Source organism: Flavitalea sp., from assembly GCF_035489435.1.
Taxonomy (GTDB): Bacteria; Bacteroidota; Bacteroidia; order Chitinophagales; family Chitinophagaceae; genus DATHKG01.
In genome coordinates this window covers 10,682-30,968 of record NZ_DATHKG010000098.1, presented here as the reverse complement: position 1 = coordinate 30,968, position 20,287 = coordinate 10,682, and the positions used below count along the sequence as shown (strand labels likewise).

The 20,287-nt window shown below is 42.2% G+C and carries 14 protein-coding genes; 7 read left to right on the top strand and 7 right to left on the bottom strand.

The window, feature by feature from the left end:
- Positions 1-259: 259 nt before the first annotated feature.
- The 4 genes from VK664_RS16340 (at position 260) to VK664_RS16325 (ending at position 6,007) form a co-directional block, all read left to right on the top strand.
- Positions 260-1,639, top strand: coding sequence for a c-type cytochrome (locus tag VK664_RS16340; RefSeq protein ID WP_461399756.1), 1,380 nt, complete (start codon positions 260-262; stop codon positions 1,637-1,639).
- Positions 1,640-1,778: 139 nt separating this feature from the next.
- Positions 1,779-4,319, top strand: a complete 2,541-nt coding sequence (locus tag VK664_RS16335) for a ligase-associated DNA damage response DEXH box helicase (protein WP_461399757.1) — start codon at positions 1,779-1,781, stop codon at positions 4,317-4,319.
- A gap of 45 nt (positions 4,320-4,364) precedes the next feature.
- Complete coding sequence (gene pdeM, locus VK664_RS16330; RefSeq protein WP_461399755.1) at positions 4,365-5,030, top strand: ligase-associated DNA damage response endonuclease PdeM; 666 nt, start codon at positions 4,365-4,367, stop codon at positions 5,028-5,030.
- Positions 5,031-5,080: 50 nt separating this feature from the next.
- Complete coding sequence (locus VK664_RS16325) at positions 5,081-6,007, top strand: histone deacetylase family protein (protein ID WP_461399754.1); 927 nt, start codon at positions 5,081-5,083, stop codon at positions 6,005-6,007.
- Positions 6,008-6,276: 269 nt separating this feature from the next.
- Here the strand turns inward: VK664_RS16325 and VK664_RS16320 are convergent, their stop codons facing one another.
- The gene (locus VK664_RS16320) at positions 6,277-7,026 is read right to left on the bottom strand and encodes an XRE family transcriptional regulator (RefSeq protein ID WP_458924361.1); all 750 of its coding nucleotides are present in this window, start codon (positions 7,024-7,026) and stop codon (positions 6,277-6,279) included.
- Positions 7,027-7,392: 366 nt separating this feature from the next.
- Here VK664_RS16320 and secA point away from each other — a divergent pair, with 366 nt between their 5' ends.
- The gene (gene secA, locus VK664_RS16315) at positions 7,393-10,716 is read left to right on the top strand and encodes a preprotein translocase subunit SecA (RefSeq protein WP_461399753.1); all 3,324 of its coding nucleotides are present in this window, start codon (positions 7,393-7,395) and stop codon (positions 10,714-10,716) included.
- A gap of 158 nt (positions 10,717-10,874) precedes the next feature.
- Here the strand turns inward: secA and VK664_RS16310 are convergent, their stop codons facing one another.
- From VK664_RS16310 to VK664_RS16295, 4 genes are all read right to left on the bottom strand, one after another.
- A complete protein-coding gene (locus VK664_RS16310) occupies positions 10,875-12,296 on the bottom strand; it encodes a hypothetical protein (protein ID WP_461399752.1) in 1,422 nt (473 codons plus the stop codon).
- Between the two features lie 120 nt (positions 12,297-12,416).
- The gene (locus VK664_RS16305; protein ID WP_461399751.1) at positions 12,417-12,677 is read right to left on the bottom strand and encodes a hypothetical protein; all 261 of its coding nucleotides are present in this window, start codon (positions 12,675-12,677) and stop codon (positions 12,417-12,419) included.
- Complete coding sequence (locus VK664_RS16300; protein WP_461399750.1) at positions 12,678-12,929, bottom strand: hypothetical protein; 252 nt, start codon at positions 12,927-12,929, stop codon at positions 12,678-12,680.
- Between the two features lie 162 nt (positions 12,930-13,091).
- The gene (locus tag VK664_RS16295; protein WP_461399749.1) at positions 13,092-14,081 is read right to left on the bottom strand and encodes a 3-keto-disaccharide hydrolase; all 990 of its coding nucleotides are present in this window, start codon (positions 14,079-14,081) and stop codon (positions 13,092-13,094) included.
- A gap of 130 nt (positions 14,082-14,211) precedes the next feature.
- Between VK664_RS16295 and VK664_RS16290 the strand changes: the two genes are divergently transcribed.
- Complete coding sequence (locus tag VK664_RS16290; protein WP_461399748.1) at positions 14,212-15,036, top strand: helix-turn-helix domain-containing protein; 825 nt, start codon at positions 14,212-14,214, stop codon at positions 15,034-15,036.
- Between the two features lie 166 nt (positions 15,037-15,202).
- The gene (locus tag VK664_RS16285) at positions 15,203-15,586 is read left to right on the top strand and encodes a VOC family protein (RefSeq protein WP_461399747.1); all 384 of its coding nucleotides are present in this window, start codon (positions 15,203-15,205) and stop codon (positions 15,584-15,586) included.
- 145 nt (positions 15,587-15,731) lie between these two features.
- Here VK664_RS16285 and VK664_RS16280 read toward each other — a convergent pair whose 3' ends face one another.
- Both VK664_RS16280 and VK664_RS16275 read right to left on the bottom strand, forming a co-directional pair.
- Entirely contained in the window at positions 15,732-17,051 is a 1,320-nt protein-coding gene (locus VK664_RS16280; RefSeq protein ID WP_461399746.1) for an amidohydrolase family protein, read from the bottom strand.
- Between the two features lie 39 nt (positions 17,052-17,090).
- Positions 17,091-20,252 (bottom strand): amidohydrolase family protein, encoded by a 3,162-nt coding sequence (locus VK664_RS16275; protein ID WP_461399745.1) that lies wholly within the window; start codon positions 20,250-20,252, stop codon positions 17,091-17,093.
- Positions 20,253-20,287 lie beyond the last annotated feature (35 nt).

The following is a 20,287-nucleotide window of genomic DNA, read 5'->3' as shown; positions in this document are numbered from 1 at the left end:
CCAGCACTTGAAGAAACCCTAACAAAGCTGATCAGGGCTCCGCAGAAGACCGGAGACAAGAACCACTCCCAGCATGAGCAAAGGTATTAACCACGGGACACAGCCGCAAAAAGGCACAATCCCGCTCCCAACGGTGCGAAGAAGCGACCAAAAACTGTCGCATAATAAACTGCACAGCCAATGTGCGCAAAGGCCGAAACTAAGGCAGTTGATTTTGTGAATCCCGTAGACTAACTTCACAATCCTGAATAAAGTGCAAATGAAAAAAGTTGTGGTGCTTGCTCTGTTGGTGATTTGCAGTTTCGCTTTTATCCGCGTTTCCGATTTAATTGATTTCGAACCTGTGCCTATTCCTCCCAGTGCTCAAAGATTGGGTGGTGATGTAAAAAAAGGATATGAATATCTTACTACCGGCGATTATGTCAAAGGTGGAATCCCTTATAGTTTCTGGCTGATGGGAATGGGCAAGGTGAAAACCAATTATCTTAATCGCACCGGCAGAAACGAAAAGCTCGCTCATGACTATACGGCCATTGAATCAAAAGGCGAAATACTGGTAGCGCCTAATTGTATGCAATGCCATGCCCAGGTATTTGAAGATTCGCTGATCATGGGGATGGGAAACACTTTTATAAACTTTGCAGAAGATGAAAAACTCAGCGAAAAAAATCTCAAAAAAGCTGAAAACATTTTAAGGCTCACTGCGCCAAAGAAATATGTAGCTGCTGAACCATTTCTTGAAGTTGCGAAAACAATCGGTCCATTTTTACATACAGCCGTGCAGGGTGTTAACCCGGCCGACAGGCTAGCAGCGGTTTTGGCCGCGCATCGTGATCCCGTCACATTCAAATGGAGCAAAGAAGCTTTACTCGAAATCCCTGATCAGGTTATCCCAACTGATGTTCCGGCCTGGTGGTTATTGAAAAAGAAAAATGCCATGTTTTACAATGGCTTTGGTCGTGGTGATTTCGGACGTTTCCTGATGGGTTCAAATCTCATGACGGTTAATGATACGGCCGAATCCAGGGAAGTGGATGCACATATGCCTGATGTGCTTGCCTATCTATACTCGCTTGAACCACCCAGCTATAAAAAACCGGTTAACAAATCACTGGCTAAAAAAGGTGAAGCGATTTTCCTGGTTAGTTGTTCAAAATGCCATGGAACCTATGGTGATTCTGTTACCTATCCAAACCTCCTTATACCCCAGGCAGCCATTCAAACTGATTCATTGCTAAATGTCAGTAATTACAGCTCTCCACAATTTATTGACTGGTTCAATAAAAGCTGGTTCACGACCGGCGATCACCCCGCCAGGCTGGAACCCTTTAATGGATACATTGCACCTCCATTGGATGGAATCTGGGCGACAGCACCTTATCTTCATAACGGATCGGTACCAACCCTTGAAGGCCTGTTAAACAGTACCAAAAGACCTCAATACTGGTCCAGGGACTTTGTAAATCCCAAATACGATTATACGACGCTTGGCTGGGTCTATAAAAGCTATGACAAACCCGGTGAACCAAATAGCTACAACACCGAAATCCCGGGTTATGGAAACTATGGCCATTATTTTGGAGACAGGCTCAGCCCGGATGAACGTAAAGCCGTGCTTGAGTACCTAAAAACATTATAATTACATTATAATTACATTATAATTACATTATAATTAAGATATTCAACCATTACACTTCATCAAAGTATTATAACACAATATTATTGACCTCAATTGTGAACTTTTCACGAAATTTGAATGAAAGAGGGAAAGTTTTTTGCTGCTTAAACAATCAATAGGATATAAGGTAATCGACAGTTGGCTTCAATCAAAAGGATTCACCGCGTTTGCGTTCCAGGAAGAATCATGGCAATTTATTTTAGAAGGCAGATCGGGGCTTGTAAACGCGCCGACAGGCTGTGGAAAAACCTTTTCAGTTTTTCTCGGTTCGCTTATTGATTTCATCAACCATCATCCGGGCAATTATCAAAAAAAATCAAAAAATGGCCTGCAACTTTTGTGGGTGACTCCTCTCCGTGCACTGGCAAAGGATATAGGAAGAGCTATGGAAGAAGTTATCCAGGAACTCGGCATGAACTGGAAGGTCGGAATAAGAAACGGCGACACTACCATGAGTGACCGGCAAAAGCAAAAACGACAGATGCCGGAAGTGCTGATTATCACTCCCGAAAGTTTGCACCTGCTACTTGCACAAAAAGACTACCCGCAGGTTTTTACACAACTCAAAATTATTGCGGTTGATGAATGGCACGAATTGCTGGGATCAAAACGCGGTGTGCAGGTGGAACTTGCGATATCACGTATCATTGGCCTGAAGGCAAAAGAAAACATTGTTGATGAAGATGGTGTGCTCATCCTGCCATCAGTTATTGGTATAAGTGCAACAATCGGAAATCTCGAAGAAGCGCGCCTTGTACTGATCTCTCCTGTGCTTCATTACCTGGGCAGTTCAGGTGATTCAAGTTTCATTGTAAAAGCAAATGTTTACAAGCCGATTGAGGTTGAATCTATCATTCCCGATGAAATTGAAAAATATCCATGGGCCGGCCATCTAGGTATAAAACTGGCGGAGAAGATCTTACCTATTCTTGAAAAGAGTACCACTACACTTATTTTTATCAATACGCGTGGCATGAGTGAGATCTGGTACCAAAAGCTACTAACCATCAATCCTGATCTTGCTGGTGTTATTGCCCTGCATCATGGTTCAATCGATATGGACCTTAGGACCTGGGTAGAAGAAAATCTGCATACCGGAAAGTTGAAAGCTGTTGTTTGTACGGCGAGCCTGGACCTCGGTGTAGATTTTCGGCCAGTCGAGACCGTTATACAGGTAGGTTCTCCCAAAGGTGTTGCAAGATTTTTGCAACGGGCCGGACGAAGCGGTCATCAACCCGGACAGGTAAGTAAAATTTATTTTCTGCCCACACATTCACTTGAGTTGGTTGAAGCAGCAGCACTCAAGGAAGCTATGAAACTTAATTTCATAGAAAGCCGGCAACCACAAATGTTATGCTTTGATGTGCTTTCACAGTTCCTTGGAACCCTCGCCATCTCCGATGGATTTCTCCCTGAAGAGATTTATAATGAAGTAAAATCCACCTATTGTTACCAGGATATGCGGCCGGAAGAATTCCAGGAGATCCTGCATTTTCTTACTGAAGGTGGTAATGCGTTACAACAATACGATGAGTTTAAAAAAGTGGAGATCATTGATGGTCGCTACCGCATAACAAACCGGCGGGTGGCTATGCGACACCGCATACATATCGGCACCATTGTAAGCGATGCAATGATCAAGGTAAAATTTCTCAGCGGCGGTTATATTGGTGTGATTGAAGAATATTTTATTTCAAGATTAAACCCGGGCGATGTGTTTACTCTTGCAGGCAGGAATCTTGAATTTGTTGGTATTAAGGACAATACGGCAGCAGTTAAAAAGTCGAACTCCAAAAAATCGATAGTCCCCAGTTGGAACGGTGGAAGGATGCCGCTTTCAGCGAACCTTGGTTTGATGTTAAGAAGAAAATTTAATGAAGCGGTAGGAGCCGTGATTCACAGTGACATTGGTTACCCGGGAGTTCATGATATTGAGTTAAGGGCACTTCAACCCCTATTCGAATTGCAGGAACAACTTTCGCATATTCCAAAGGAAAATGAATTGTTGATTGAACACATCGAAACAAAAGATGGCTTTCATCTTTTTGTTTATCCCTTTGAAGGCAGACTGGTACATGAAGCAATGGCCGCCATCCTGGCTTACCGTATCAGTCGCATTACTCCCATCACATTTTCATTTGCAATGAACGATTATGGATTTGAATTGCTGAGTGATCAGCCGATCCCTGTTGATGATACCAACGTTTACGAATTGTTTTCGCCTGAAAACTTATTTGAAGATATACAACGAAGCGTAAATTCATCCGAGATGGCAAGACGAAAGTTCAGAGATGTTGCCGTGATTGGCGGACTTATTTTCCAGGGATATCCCGGCGAACATAAAAAAGCGAAACACCTTCAAAATTCAGCCTCGTTATTGTTTAACGTATTTGCTGAGTATGACAAAAACAATTTGTTGATGCGCCAGGCCTTTAACGAGGTGATGGAACAACAAATGGAAGAACAACGATTGAGAAACATGCTTCAACGTATCCAGGAATCAGATATTATTATACAGGTACCGAGCCGGCTCACACCATTCTGTTTTCCATTGAAGGTTGATAGTTTAAGAGAAAACATGTCTTCAGAAAAACTCGAAGACCGGGTTAAACGAATGCAGATGCAACTCGAAAGGGTTTAGAATTAATCCCTAAAATTTTTAGTAATCACATATATTTGCAGCTCTATGCAAGCGCCCCATTTACATGTAATTCAGGATCAGCAGTTATGGCTTTCACATGAACGGGGAATTTACTGGGAAGCAGAAAAAGCTTTGATTCTTTCTGATCTTCATTTTGGCAAAACGGGTCATTTCAGGAAATCAGGTATACCAGTTCCCCAACATGTTTACAAGCATGATTTACAAAGACTAATCACTATGATCCAGTTTTTTCAACCGCAAAAACTGATCGTTGTCGGGGATCTCTTTCATAGCCGCGAAAATAAAGAGCTGGAATTGTTTTTAAAATGGCGGCAGGATTTTCCTTTCCTTACCATCGAGTTGATCATGGGTAATCATGATATTCTTCACAAAAGCTGGTATCGCCAGGCAGCAATAAGCATTTCACCGGAAGCACTGAAAATCCGCGATTTTCAATTCAGGCACGATCTTACGCTTTGCGGCACATCCGACCCCGAACCTTGTTATCTTTTCTCCGGGCACATCCATCCGGGTATTTCGGTCAGGGGCTTAGGCAAACAATCTCTGCGTTTCCCTTGTTTTTATTTCACTGAAAAATATTGTGTACTGCCTGCATTCAGCAGGTTCACAGGCACTTTTTTAATTGAACCAGCTGCCGGCGAAGATGTATTTGCTATTGTCGACAACCGACTTATGCACATGAATAATTAAGCGTACTGTTTGCAATCACAAAATCGATCGGTTACCCTTTTGATTTAAGAATGATGAATAAGGCTTCCCGCAAATTACATATTGCATATGATCCGATCTACGCTCATCCTTTACCGGAAGGCCATAGATTCCCCATGCTTAAATATGAACTGATACCCGGGCAGCTAATTCACGAAGGGATCATCGAAGGCAGTAACATTTTTTCACCAGCTCCCTGCCAGGATGAAATTGTACTTCTCACACATACAAACGAATATCTTTCAAAGCTGAAAAATCAAAGTTTGTCTGCCAGGGAACAGAGGCAAATTGGTTTTCCACAATCTCCCATGCTCACGCAAAGGGAGTTTATTATCACCCAGGGAACAATCGATTGTTGTTATTTTGCATTCGAAAACGGTGTTGCTTTGAATGTTGCCGGTGGCACCCATCATGCATTTGCAGATCACGGCGAAGGTTTCTGTTTACTCAATGATTTTGCGGTTGCAGCCAATTACCTGTTGAACAAGAAACTTGCGAAACAGATTCTGATCATCGATCTTGATGTTCACCAGGGAAATGGAACTGCCAAACTTTTTGAAAACAATCCTGCTGTGTTCACGTTGAGCATGCATGGCCGGCATAACTATCCCTTCCATAAAGAGACCAGCGACTGGGATATTCCGCTGGAAGATGGTACAATAGATGAAACCTATCTTCAATTACTAAGTGATGCATTAGTTGCAATTCCACGGAGATTTAACCCGGATTTTGTTTTTTATTTGTCTGGTGTTGACATCCTTGCCAGTGATAAGTTTGGCAAATTGAAAGTAAGTTCGTTCGGATGCAAAATAAGGGATGAGCTCGTATTCAACTGGACCCGTCAAAACAATCTGCCCTGCACAGTTGCCATGGGCGGAGGTTATAGCGCCGACATAAAAATTATCACAGAAGCTCATTGTAATACCTTTCGAACAGCTAAAGCAATATTCGAATTATAACAGGATAGATTGAATAATGAATATAAGAGGGTTATGTTGAATAATGAATATAAGTTATACATCATGAGCATAGAGTCATGAATTATACACGAGTTCTAAAATAGAAATGAAATTTGAATTATGAATGGAAATTATGAATGGGAAATATGAATGGGAAATATGAATGGAAATTATGAATCAGGAGACAATGCATTGGCAAATGATACTCAACTCACCACTCACAACTCACCACTCAACTCATCACTCATAACTCATCACTTATTACTTACCTAATTCATTTTTTTCTTCAGCTGACTAACCTGGTCCTGCAAATTATTTACAATACCAGCGAGTTGATTAACATCCCAACGTTGTTGTTGATTTGCTTTGCTCATTACGAGGGTTGCTTTCCAGATCTCAATAATATTTTCAGCATCTACATTATACGGTTGATAAGCCGGATTGTCACTTATTAAAGTCAATTTGTTTTTTGTACGGTTGCTCTTCATCACCCTTTTATAAACGATTCCTTCGTTTCTTGAAATGATGATATAAGTATTGCTGGCCCGCACATCATCAAAATTATCCACCTTTTCACCAACGATCACTGAACCACTAGGCGTCGGCAGCATTGAATCACCCACAATTTCAAAAGCACGATAGCTTCCGGGTGCCAGCATAGGTAAAGTGAAAGTATTCAGTTCGTCTATAAATTCCGGGTCTGCGAAACCTGCCAGGTAACCTGCTGCCGCCTTCATCGGCACAAAAGTTATTTCAGAGTTGCCCGAAACCAGTTTTTGGGCACGCCTTTTCGACAGATAGGTCCCTTTTGTATCACCCAGGTCCTTCAACAACAGTTCATCAAGACTTAACTTGAAAGACTCACTAACAAGCTCCAGCACTTCAAGCCTTGGTTCTGCTCTTTCTTCTTCGTAGGCCCCAAGCAGGGAGCGCTTGATCTTAAGCTTATTGGCGAATTCTTCCTGGGTCATTCCCCTAAGTTTTCTCAGGTACTTCAGGTTTTTGCCGGCAACTGACATAGACTAATAATTTTAGGCAAAATACTAACTTTTTTATCATTGCGATCACAATGGCCCAACTTTTTATATATTAATTTAAAAATCAGTTGGTTCCAGGCCGTATTTACTCTTCTGAATTGAGGAATCCGGGAAACCTTGATGACGTTTGATATTACGCCGTTCGGCATTTACCCTTCTGAATTGTGGAATCCACGGCCTGTTCTGCTCTTAATAAACCTGTAATATGTAGTCTAAACCAGCAACTTATTATTACCTTTGCTTCCCTGTCAAATTGACCCGTTTTTATAGAATAGCACTCTTTTTGACAAGATAAATTACTGGATTTTCAGTGGACTTTATGTTCAATCATTCAATACACGATAATATATGCTAGGTTTCATTTCGAAAATGTTCGGAGGTAGTAAATCGGAAAAAGATATAAAAAATATCGAACCGGTGGTTGGGGAGATTACCCGGCACTATACAGGTTACCAGGGCTTAAGTAATGACCAGCTCCGGGCAAAAACAGTTGAGTTTAAGGACCGGATCAAAGGGCATCTGAAAGAAATTGACGATGAAATTGCTTCTCTCACAAAACAAGCGGAAGACCTTCCTTTTTCAGAAATTGCAAATAAAGATACCTTCTATCAACAGGTAGATGTACTGAAAAAGGACCGTGATAAAAAAGTAGAGGAAATTCTGAAAGAAATACACCCCGAAGCGTTTGCACTTGTTAAAGAAACAGCAAGACGTTTTAAGGATAATACCGAACTCGTTTCTGAAGCTACTGATCTCGACCGCGAGCTTAGCATCAAAAAAGATTATATCAAAATAGAGGACAACAAATCCATTTTCAGAAACAGCTGGACTGCAGGTGGTAACCTGATCACCTGGAACATGGTGCATTATGATGTACAGCTGATTGGTGGATCTGTTTTGCACCAGGGGAAGATTGCTGAAATGGCAACAGGTGAAGGTAAAACACTTGTTTCTACCCTACCCGCCTATCTGAATGCACTTGCCGGAGAAGGTGTTCACATCGTAACTGTGAACGATTATCTTGCCAAACGTGACTCTGAATGGAATGGCCCGATATTCGAATGGCTCGGCCTTACGGTTGACTGTATCGATCGTCACCAGCCAAACAGCAACGAAAGAAGAAAAGCTTACCAGTCTGACATTACCTATGGTACCAACAATGAGTTTGGTTTCGATTACCTGCGCGACAATATGGTGCACACACCTGATGAAATGGTTCAACGCAAACATCATTTCGCTATGGTGGATGAGGTTGATAGTGTTTTGATCGATGACGCGCGTACGCCACTTATCATATCAGGACCTGTTCCAAAAGGCGATGAACAACAATATCATATCCTGAAATCAAGGGTTCAGCAGTTATTTGAAATGCAGCGCCAGGTTGTAAATAAAAATCTTATCGAAGCCAGAAGATTGTTTACAGATGGACAGGACGATGCAAAAACCGGCGGACTCGCCCTGATGCGCGCATTCCGCGGATTGCCTAAGAATAGTGCCCTGATCAAGTTCCTTAGCGAACCAGGAGTAAAGGTGAAACTGCAGAAATCAGAAAACTATTACCTGGCCGATCAGCAACGTGAAATGCCAAAGGTTGATGCCGAGCTTTTCTTTCATATCGATGAAAAAAACAACTCTGTTGATCTGACCGATAAAGGTTTACAGGCTATTACCAAATCTGGTGAAGATCCTGATTTCTTTATCATGCCCGATATAGGTGTTCAACTTGCTGAAATTGAGAAACAGGCAGGTACACCAGAAGAAAAGCTTCCGTTAAAAGAATCGGTTCTGAACGAATATTCGATAAAAGCAGAACGTATCCATACAGTTCAACAACTGCTGAAAGCATATACTTTGTTCGATAAGGATATTGAATATGTTGTAATGGAAGGCCAGGTGAAGATCGTAGATGAGCAGACTGGTCGTATACTTGATGGACGTCGTTACAGTGATGGTTTACACCAGGCGATTGAGGCAAAGGAAAATGTGAAGATTGAAGCAGCTACCCAAACTTATGCTACGATTACCTTGCAGAATTATTTCAGGATGTATCACAAACTTGCAGGTATGACAGGTACGGCGGTTACTGAAGCAGGTGAGTTCTGGGATATCTACAAGCTTGATGTGGTCACTGTTCCTACAAACGTAAAAGCTATTCGTATTGATAGCGAAGATCTTGTTTACAAGACCAAACGCGAGAAATATAAATATGTAATTGAAGAGATCGAGAAATTACGTAATGCAGGAAGACCTGTGCTGGTGGGTACAACTTCTGTTGAAGTAAGTGAGTTGCTAAGCAAAATGCTCCAGGGTAATAAGATTCCTCACAATGTATTGAATGCAAAACAACATGCCCGTGAAGCACAGGTAGTGGCTGAAGCTGGTCTTGCCGGTGCAATAACCATTGCAACCAACATGGCGGGTCGTGGTACGGATATCAAACTCGGACCCGGTGTTAAGGAAGCTGGCGGACTTGCCATCATTGGTACGGAAAGACATGAAAGCCGACGTGTAGACAGGCAGCTTCGTGGTCGTGCCGGACGCCAGGGTGATCCGGGTACCACACAGTTTTACGTTTCACTGGAAGATGAACTGATGCGTTTGTTTGGTAGCGACAGGATTGCATCTATCATGGATCGTTTCGGATACAAGGAAGGTGAAGTGATTCAACATAGCATGGTTACCAAAAGTATCGAACGTGCTCAACGCAAAGTGGAAGAGAACAACTTCGGTATCCGTAAACGTTTGCTGGAGTATGATGATGTGATGAACAAACAACGTAATGTGATTTATAAAAAGAGGAATCACGCGTTGTTTGGTGAACGTCTTGCTTTGGATCTCGACAATGCTTTCTATGTGGTTGCTGAAGGCCTCGTAAGTTCGTTCCAGGAACAAAGCGATTATGAAGGTTTCAAACTGTCGGCGATCGTAAACTTTGGTATCGATAGTGCCATCACTCAACAAGAGTTTGGAAAAACGAATGCACGTGAACTGGCAGATAAATTATATTTCGAGGCTATTGCCCATTATCAACAGAAAATGGATAATCTGCATTCCCAGGCGGTACCGGTATTTAAAAACATTCGTCAGACACAGGGTGCTAATATTGAAAATGTAGTTGTACCGTTTACCGATGGTAAAAAGGTAATCCAGGTGTTGGCCAATCTAACAAAGACCCTCGATACTGAAGGTCGTGAGCTGGTTAATTCGCTTGAACGCCAGATAACCCTTGCCATCATTGATGATACCTGGAAGGAACATCTGCGTGCAATGGATGATCTTAAACAAAGTGTGCAAACCGCATATCTTGAACAAAAAGATCCGCTGGTAATTTATAAGATCACAGCTTTCGATCTGTTCAAGAGAATGGACTCTGAAGTGAATCGTGAAATCGTAAGCTTCCTTTGCCATAGCGGTATTCCTATCGAACAACAGGAAAATCCATCACAGATCCGTGAGGCCCGTGAGCAAAAGACTGACATGAGCCGCCTGCATGCCAATAAAGAAGATATAGATGTACGCGGTGAAGATTATGGTGCCAACGAAAATGATTATTTCGATCCATCAACCCCTGCTGTAAAACAGGAACCCGTTAAAGTCGGTCCAAAGATCGGCCGTAACGACCCTTGTCCATGTGGTAGCGGGAAAAAGTATAAGAACTGTCATGGAGCTTAGGTAAAAGAAGTGGTGAGTTGTGAGTGGTAAGTGGTGAGTTTAGTTGTGAGTGAGTGAATGAGTTATCAATGAGTAATCATTTAAATCATTCATAACCGATTCACTCAAACTCACCACTTACCACTCACAACTCACCACTTGACTCACCACTTGTATTTTCATTTTTTGAGTTCTAATACAACCTTCGCGTTTCTTTCTTCGGTAGATGAAATAAATACTTCATAACGTTTTGAACCTGCGGTTACGATCATCAGGGAAGTGTTCGGTGGAATAGAGCCGAGGTTTTCTGCCACCATTACGAGTTCGTGATGAGGGTTTGCCAGATCGATGGCTATCCTCAAGGTTACAGGTTTCTGAGACAGCCTGGCTTTAGATACTACCAGCGCATTGTTATGGTAGATAGTAACTGTATCTCCATCAATCTCACCATTATCATATAAGTCTATCCTGATTTCACCGGCTTCCGTATCAATCTGTTTAAATAATGTATTGGCCCTTTTTGTAAGTGCAGCTGGTGGTGACGACATTTTTGGTGGACGCTGAGTTACTGTAGGAACGATAGGCTTCGGTAAGTTGTTAGGTAACTTATTCAAATTAGTATCGGCCGGTGTTGTTTTAGGAACCGGCGTTGTTTTGTTTTCTGCAGGCTTATTGTTGGCAGGCGGTTTATTGGTAGCAGGCGGCTTCGCTGCTTCTTTTTTTGGCGTTGGGTTAACGGTCTTAGCAACTGGTTTTGGTGCCGGTTCTTTTTTTACTTCAGATTTGGGAGGGGTTGTAGTTTTACTTTCAGCAGGTTTGTTTTCCACAGGCTTGTTGGGTGCAGGGGTCTTAGCTATTGTTTTGGGCGCAGGGGTTTCCGTTTTTTTCACGGTAGCCGGCGCGGGTGTATTTTTCTTTGGAGGCGCTGTGGTTTTAGCAACAGGTTTTGGCGGTGGTGGAATTATTATACATTCCCTGAAAGTAATATCGTCCAGCGCAAAATCATTTCCACAGCCACCAGGTACATTGTCGATCATAGTCAACACCAGTTTCGATTCAGACGGCGGTGTTGTAAAGGTCATGGTATATTGTGTCCACTGGAGTGAGAGACGGCGGATTAACTCACCTGTTTCGAGCTGGGCTACTACCTTGCCCGAAGTCGTCTGCAACCTGATAGTAATATCCGGTAGCAACGGAAAAGGGCATTTGTCACTGAGTTTGCAAACGTTCGTCATCCAGACACCGAATTCATAAAGAGTTCCACCCCTCAACCCTTCTATCATAGTAGTCAGAAAATATCCATTCCTGTATGAGGCATTTACCAGCATCATATTGCCGGCAGCATCCCCGGGAGTATGATCCTCCATCGTGATCCAGTCGCCCCGGAAACAATCACTGGTATATGAAGTGTAAGTGTAGTGGCCATCGGATGGACAGGAAGTTGAAACCCGCTGATAAGCTGCGGATCCGCTGGGATTGAGATCTTCTACATCACCTGAGCCAAAGTTAATGTTAACAACAGGGGCTTTATACGTGCAGTTAAGCGCCTGGCCTCTCAGTTGAAAGTGGTGAATCAACAGCAAAAACAATAACGTTTTCAATGCCTAATTCTTTTCTTAAAGCTAGTCAATTTCAAATTACATTTATTCACAAAATTCATGGCTTTCCCGTCTACACGACTAGTTGAGACAATTCGGATATGTGGCCATTCCGCGGATATTTTACCTTGTCCTGCGAAAGATATAATCCTTTCCATGTTCATGAATCAAAGCATTGGTAAAAATGCCATTTTCGTCTTTGATAAAGTGGACAGTCACATTAAAATTATCGGGGTAAAAAGTATCCTCAGATTCCGCATACAGGTTTAATTCAAGACCACCAGGAATTACCTCTATCAATTGATGATCTCTCAAAAGAAACGAGACAGTTATATTATCCATCACATATTTACCTTCATATTGCTTCATCAAGTTGTCGGTCACCTACACTGGTTTTCGCAATTTCCAAAGATCGTATGGCCTGTCAAACATAATGTCTGATAGTCCCATACCTATCGGCCAGACGTCTTCTCCATAGTTGCCTGAGTTCTTCAGAGGGATGATGGTTAAGTCTTTCCCTGTATAGTAGAGATAGTCTGTTACAAAACCCGGATAGCCACCCGAATGCCTTTTGAAATTATTATCACCATAACTTCCAATCCTAAAGCCAAGCCCATCCTCCTTTTCTTTTTGCAAGAAGCGTCTTTCAGGAGTCTGGATATGTATACGTTTTCTGCACCGTATCATTAAGAATCTGGTAACCAGTTGGATAAATCGTAGAAGTATCACTTGCAATTTTAGCCGAATAATTCTGCCAGCCATAAGCCTTGTGAAATATCAACTTTTCTTTGCTGGCGATCAACGCAACGCCGTTAAATTTCCACGCGGTGAGGGTTTCGGCAAAACCTTTATTTCGATCCTACGGAAATCAACAGGTTGACCTTCACTCTGCAACGCGATAAAACCTTCCTTCAAAAGCTTCCCGTCAATTTTTATTTTTGGATCGTATCGATTCGCAACCCCACCCCCGATCTGCGGTTTGGTATATTGTAACACGGTATCACCATTAATGATATGAGTGACAAGAGAATCCCCAAGTACAATTAATTCGGCGGTCACCCATTGGTCGCCGTCGTAGGTTTTTGATTTGGAATTGATACAATGTCTTGGATCCATTTTCCCTTCATAAATCACCTCTGTACCGGGAGAACACATATTGCCGGTAGAACGTGGTTTACCATTCCCCAGACCACCGAGAAACTGCATTTCAACAGAAATTGGCCAGTCCTGTTCCTTTAGCATGGTTCGGGGATCCTGCGAGTGAAACATCACACCACTGTTACGCAAGGTATAAGATGGAGCCCCTCGTTGCAGCTCACCAACAAAACGATACTGTAAACGTAAATGATAATAAGAGAAAGGCTGTTCATAATACAGGTGCCCAAACTGATCATTGAACTCACCGTATTGGTCATATCGCACCTGCACAGAACTATCAGCTACTCTGAAAGTATTCCCAAAATTAACACCGGTTTCATGATGGTGGATCTTGACCATCCAGTCTTTGGTATCGACACCATTGAAGAGACTAACCCATTTGCCAACAGGAAATTTTTCCTGTGCACTTTCCTTTGCACTTTCCTGTGAACTTTCCTGTGCATTTACCTGCGCGCTTACCTGGGCATTAACCTGGCCAGAAAATATTAATATTGAAATGAATAAAAGCAATTGAATTTTTCGATAACCCAGTGCATTGCATACTTGCTTTACGAATAGAAGCAACGGCTGATAATCTGAAATGGCAACATCGCGCATACTTAGGTAGCTTTTAACAGAAAATAATTTCATAATGAGCAAATCTTTGACTGAATGTAAAAACATTTTTTCGACATTAGGCATTTTTGCCTTCCGATATCGTCTATATCTGGCACCCGGACAATAAAATTCGTATATTAATACTCCTGATCAGGATATAAACATGCAAGATTTTAATTATTATACCATAGACCCGCCACCGGAGCTGGCTCATTACGTTCGATGTTTTTGGGTCTTCGAAGGCAAAGACCTGGGGGGGCATCCTTATGTTTATCGCTCAATGGCAGATGCCTGTGCAGAAATGGTATTTCATTACCAGGCAAGATGGGAAGGTATTTCAGAAAACAATGAAATTTTACCAGGCACAAATAATATCGCAATCCTGCAAAGTCCGGCCGGCACCTATCAACGATTTATCAGCCGTGAAAATTTCGGCATTTTTGGTGCATACCTTTACCCATATGCAATACCGGAATTATTTAAACTTTCGTCGCTGGAACTTCTAAATGAAATGCCTTCAATTTCCGATTGCCTGGGTAATGATGGCAGTATACTCCAGGAAAAAATCATACAGGCTGATAACAATCAGGAACGCGTTTCTATACTGTCGGCTTATCTTATTAAACAATGCCGTGCTAATGCCTGCCCGGAGTCGCCTGTGCAAGCCTGTATAAAACATATCATTCACAGCCGCGTTCAATTACCTATAGAACAAACTGCGGCCCTGTTTTGCATTTCTGCCCGGCAACTGGAAAGAAAATTTAAAACGATAACTGGCTTTGCGCCGAAGTCGTTCGCCAGGATAAGCCGCTTCCAGCATGCCCTGCACAACTATGGCTCATCTTACAAAAACCTGACTGATATTGCCTATGAGTGCGGTTATTATGATCAATCCCATTTTATTCATGATTTTAAAAAATTTTCAGGATATGAGCCACGCATCTATTTCTCGGGAAAGGCAGAAGGAATAGAATACAGAGAAAGTTGAAACAAACCAGGCTGGAAGTTGCGCAAATTACAATTATCCATGTTCAGACTATTAGATGCAAAAAACTGAATGTCGGATTTTTACAATTCGGACCATCAACTACCGGATATCTTTGTTATTCACCAGGGAACAAAACTCCCGGTCAAACTCATAAAATTTAATAAAAATGGATGCTATCAAATTTCCAAAAGGCTACAACCAGGTAATGGCTTACCTGATACTGGATGACGCTAACGGCTTTCAGACTTTCATGCAAAAGATATTCGGGGCAAAAGAAAAAATGAAAATGCTTCGGGATGACAAAACTATTATGCATGCTGAAATTCAGATCGGGGATGTGGTAATTATGTTTGCACAATGCAGCAATGAATTTAAACCAACACCGGGTGCATTTTTCATCTATGTAAATGATGCTGATGCAACTTTCAATGAAGCCCTCGCTAACGGTGCAACAAAGGTGCAGGATATGGCCGACCAGGATTATGGAAGATCCGGGGGAGTAAAAGATCCCAACGGAAACACCTGGTGGATTACATCTGAGAAGAAATAATTGCCTGTAGTTCTGAAGAGCCCATTTAACAAAAAGCCATTGTAAACAAACAGGCAGAAGAATTTTATACTGAATAAAAGCTCTAAGAAAAACATAATGGCCCCGTTGCGACTTCACAACGGGGCCATCAATCAAAAAAATAAGATTATTTCAAACCATACTTGTACTTGTATTTCTCGTAAAGTTGTTTTTGTTTATCTGAAAGATCGACCTTACGCCCTTGTATAAACGCATCGGTAATGATATTCGTTTTCATATCAAGGATATCACCATCACAAACAATGATATTTGCATCTTTGCCTTTTTCCAGGGAACCGGCAATTGAATCTATTCCAAGAATCTTTGCAGGATTTAGTGTGATGGCAGTCAGTGCTTCTTCCTTGGTTAAGCCATAGGCAACTGAAGTTCCAGCATTGAAAGCAAGATTGCGATAACGTGTGTTTCCATCTTCATCATTGATTGCAAACAAAACACCTGCTTTCTGTAACATAGCCGGCGTTTTGTAGGGTTGATCAACGTCATCATCTACCATAGTAGGTAAACTATGTAATTGTTCAAGGATCACAGCTATGTTATTTTGTTTCAAAAGATCAGCAATGAGATAACTATCAACACCGCCAACTATCACAACATCAAAACCGAAATCCTTAACGAAGTCAACTGCAATCAGCATTTCCTTCACGATATTGCAATGGATAAACAACTTTTGCTTTTTTGTGAATAAGCCTTTAACCGCTTCATACTTCAGATTGGTCGCACTATGCCCCGTAGCCTCTGCATAAGCCTTAGCTTCTTTAAAAAAGGCTTTAACCGATTCTATCTCCTCCAATGCTCTTTTAATCGGGTCACCGGATGGCTGAAGAGCACCAAAGTTAAACCCACCAAATCCTCCTCTGCCACCACCTCTCCTGGTAAGCAATGAAGGCATATTGAAATGAACTCCATTGTCGGTCGCAACCGCTGCATCTTCCCAGTTCCATGCATCTAACTGCACAACAGAAGAAGTGCCGGAAATAACGCCACCCAGGGGCACGATATTAGCCATCAGTATGCCCACGTTACGAAGGGTAAAAGGAACTTTCGAATCTGTATTATAAGCAACTATGGAACGGATGTTGGAATTCACCTCTCCTATCTCACGGCTATCATTAGTTGCCCTGATACTGGGAACCTCTACTAATCCTAACTGCGAGTTGGAAAGAATAAGACCCGGATAAAGATGTTTTCCCTTGCAATCAATAACCTTAACATCCGTGATAGCAGTTGAAGGACGCACATCAACTATTTTTCCGCCGGAAATAACCACCATCCCATTTTCTATTACCTGGCCATTTCCCACATGAACGGTGGCATTGGTGAGTGCGATGGTTTGGGTTTGTGCGGGTGCAGGATAAATTGACTCCTGCGCACGGACTGCGGTAATCACCGCGATACCCATAAATATTGAGCAAAATATTTTTTTCATGATAATTACAATGTTTGATAAAATTTCTAAACTTTAATATTAATCCTGGGTTTCCTGCCCGCCTGAACCAACGCCTGATTCAAACTCATTAAGATTATCACCCTCTACAGCCAGCAAACCATGATGATGAAAGTGATCACTGCAATTGAAGATCAACTCATATCTTGGTCTTGCACGCTGGGTATTTGCAGGGGCACCACCCGGACCCGGTGTTCTTTTTGCAACAGCTAACTTCTGTATTAGCCTGGTTTTTTCTGCCTGCATTTGCTTGCGCAGTTCTGAATCTTTTTCACGATCGAAAAACACTGTACCATCAACGATTGTTTTTTCTGCTTTAGCATAAATGCTGAGCGGATGATCGCTCCATAATACCAGGTCGGCATCTTTACCAACTTTAATGCTGCCTGTCTGATTATCTACATGCAACATTTTCGCCGGGTTAATGGTGACCATCATAAGCGCATCTGATTCGCTCATGCCGCCATATTTTACGCTTTTTGCAGCTTCCTGGTTTAGGCGACGCGCCATTTCTGCATCATCAGAATTGATAGCTACATTCAATCCCATTCGCTGCATAATGCTTGCATTGTATGGTATAGCATCAAGAACTTCATTTTTATAATTCCACCAGTCGCTGAATGTAGAAACATTAGCACCATGTGCCTTCATTTTATCAGCTACTTTATAACCTTCAAGGATATGCGTAAATGTATTAACCGGGAAATTGAATTTCTCAGTTACTTTCATAATCGCATTTATTTCACTCTGAACATATGAGTGACAGGTGATGAAACGTTTTTTATTCATTATCTCGACCAATGCATCCAGCTCCAGGTCACGTCTTACAGATGTGGTAGTACTGCTGGTTGCAGCAGCACCATTGGTTTTCTTGCCGGATTTCGCGGGGGCAACTGCTACTCCAGCTTTCATACATGCCTGGTAATCACTGGCACGTTGAAAAGCATCCAAAAGCACTGACTCAACACCCATCCTGCTATCGGGGAACCTGTTGTTGCCCTGTGCGGCAGAAGCACGTTTTACATTTTCACCCAAAGCGAATTTGATAAAAGGATCAGCGCCTTTGAATTTCAATTCTTCATCATTCATTCCCCAACGCAACTTTATCAGTTGAGTTTGTCCACCAATAGTATTGGCAGAACCATGTAGTATATGTGACGAAGTAACTCCACCACTTAACTGGCGATAAATATTGATATCTTCCGGATTAAGATTATCACCAATCCTGACTTCTGAAGTTACAGACTGGCCGCCTTCATTGATTGAGTTTACCGCGATATGCGAATGTTCATCTATAATACCAGCAGTAAGATGTTTACCTGTTCCATCAATCACCCTGGCTCCTGCCGGGCTGATATTTTTACCTATTTGCGTAATCTTACCGCTTTTAACCAATACGTCTGTTGCTTCGAGCTTTCCCTCCTTTTCACTTGTCCAGACTGTTGCATTTTTTATCAGGATAGTCTCCTGCCTGGCAATTGAATCAGAACCATAAGCAAGAAAAGGATAAGTTACCTTACCAAGATTCAAAGGTTGTTTTGGCCTGGCACTGTCAGCTTTTGCAGCAGCCGCTTTTTCGAATGCAGCAGTCCAGGTAAAAGAATTACCAGCACCATCGCGGCCCATACCACTCCAGGTGTTACCGTTTGAAACACCACTTAAAATGGTTTCAGTAGCTCTTGGTCCGCGACCAGCAGAAAAACTGAGTTTAACCAGTTTGCCATCATAACTGTATTTACCAGTCATGGTATCCTTAGCTACGAAAGTCGCAACCCCACCGTCTTTGAGTTCAAGTGAGATAGTTTGTGGTGCCGGTCCATTTATAGCAAGTTTGTAAGTTCCTTTAACATCATACCAGCTTTCACCTTTTACGCTGAATTTATTTCCCTGAACCCAGTTATGAAGAATAACGGTCTTCTCACTGAAGATTGGTCCGGAAGTGATCAGGAAATTTGCAAATTTACCGGCATCCAGGCTGCCCACTTTATCATAAACATTCAACAGCGTTGCAGGTGTTTTAGTAAGCGCATCAAATGCTTTTGATTCAGACAACCCATATTCAATAGCCTTACGCAGGTTGGCCATAAACTCACCAACATTAGTCAGGTCAGCAGTGGTAAGACAGAAATTGATATTTGCCTTTTCAAATGCTGCCGGGTTTGTTGGCGCCAGTTCCCAATGCTTCATGTCATCAAGACCAACAAAACGAAGTTCATTCGGATCATCAACATCCATTGCAACAGGATAATTTAAAGGAACGATATAGGCAGCCTTTGTAGCAGCTATTTCCGCAATGCGCTGATATTCGTTTGTGCCTCCCTTAATTATATACTGTACACCAAACTCTTTACCGATCCTGTCTGCACGCAGATCCTGCCATTTATCACCTGCTTCAAATATTTGCGGCAATGATTGTATATCGTTCCAGGCTTTCATGGATAGATTTATTCCTTCCGCAGATGGGTTACCCTTATACCATTGTGCGTCAAGATAACTCTGTCTCAATAATGCAATCACTCCCATCAGGCTTGCAGGATATGATTGGGCCGAAGTGCCCTTTGAGAACGAGTAGTGAGCAGATGCCTTTTCTTTCACGATAACAAGATTCTCTTTTGCATCATTCAAAGTCGCTATCACACCGGTGCCACGGGCTATACCGTCTTTCTGATGGCTCAGTACTGTTCCGAATCCTATATCTCTTAGAGTTTTGGCTTTTGTATCATCAACTACAAATAGTTTTCCACCTTCAACATCACTGCGAATTGCCTGGTTCCAGCCAAATGCACCTTTCTGGTTTGAAACAATCTGACCGGGACCGCCAAAGCCGAAATTACCTCCGCCCGCACGTTGCGGAACATTTATTCCATAATCACTATAGATGTCGATAAATGAAGGATAGATATACTTCCCTTCGCAATCAATTACAACAGCATCTTTTGGGATGGTGATGTTTGTACCTGCTGCAACGATCTTACCTTCGCGGATAACCAGGGTACCTTTTGCTATAGTTGTGGAACCATCTTTCACAATCGTTGCATTTGTGAAAGCATATGCGCCATCTTTGGGATCAGCAACTCCGTTTACAGGGAATGTTGTCTGTGCAAATAAGGCTGCGGGAACAGAAACGATCATCCACAACAGGAATAACCATCTTCCCGGTGGAATCATAAAACACTTTCTCATACTGTTAGTTTTATTAATATGTAGTTTGAGGTTGT

Excerpts from the sequence above, each read along its gene's own strand:
- pdeM (WP_461399755.1), top strand. The coding sequence starts at position 4,365 with ATGCAAGCGCCCCATTTACATGTAATTCAGGATCAGCAGTTATGGCTT.
- VK664_RS16320 (WP_458924361.1), bottom strand. The coding sequence starts at position 7,026 with ATGTCAGTTGCCGGCAAAAACCTGAAGTACCTGAGAAAACTTAGGGGA.
- VK664_RS16285 (WP_461399747.1), top strand. The coding sequence starts at position 15,203 with ATGGATGCTATCAAATTTCCAAAAGGCTACAACCAGGTAATGGCTTAC.
- VK664_RS16275 (WP_461399745.1), bottom strand. The coding sequence starts at position 20,252 with ATGAGAAAGTGTTTTATGATTCCACCGGGAAGATGGTTATTCCTGTTG.
- VK664_RS16280 (WP_461399746.1), bottom strand. The coding sequence starts at position 17,051 with ATGAAAAAAATATTTTGCTCAATATTTATGGGTATCGCGGTGATTACC.
- VK664_RS16340 (WP_461399756.1), top strand. The coding sequence starts at position 260 with ATGAAAAAAGTTGTGGTGCTTGCTCTGTTGGTGATTTGCAGTTTCGCT.
- VK664_RS16325 (WP_461399754.1), top strand. The coding sequence starts at position 5,081 with ATGATGAATAAGGCTTCCCGCAAATTACATATTGCATATGATCCGATC.
- VK664_RS16295 (WP_461399749.1), bottom strand. The coding sequence starts at position 14,081 with ATGAAATTATTTTCTGTTAAAAGCTACCTAAGTATGCGCGATGTTGCC.
- VK664_RS16290 (WP_461399748.1), top strand. The coding sequence starts at position 14,212 with ATGCAAGATTTTAATTATTATACCATAGACCCGCCACCGGAGCTGGCT.
- secA (WP_461399753.1), top strand. The coding sequence starts at position 7,393 with ATGCTAGGTTTCATTTCGAAAATGTTCGGAGGTAGTAAATCGGAAAAA.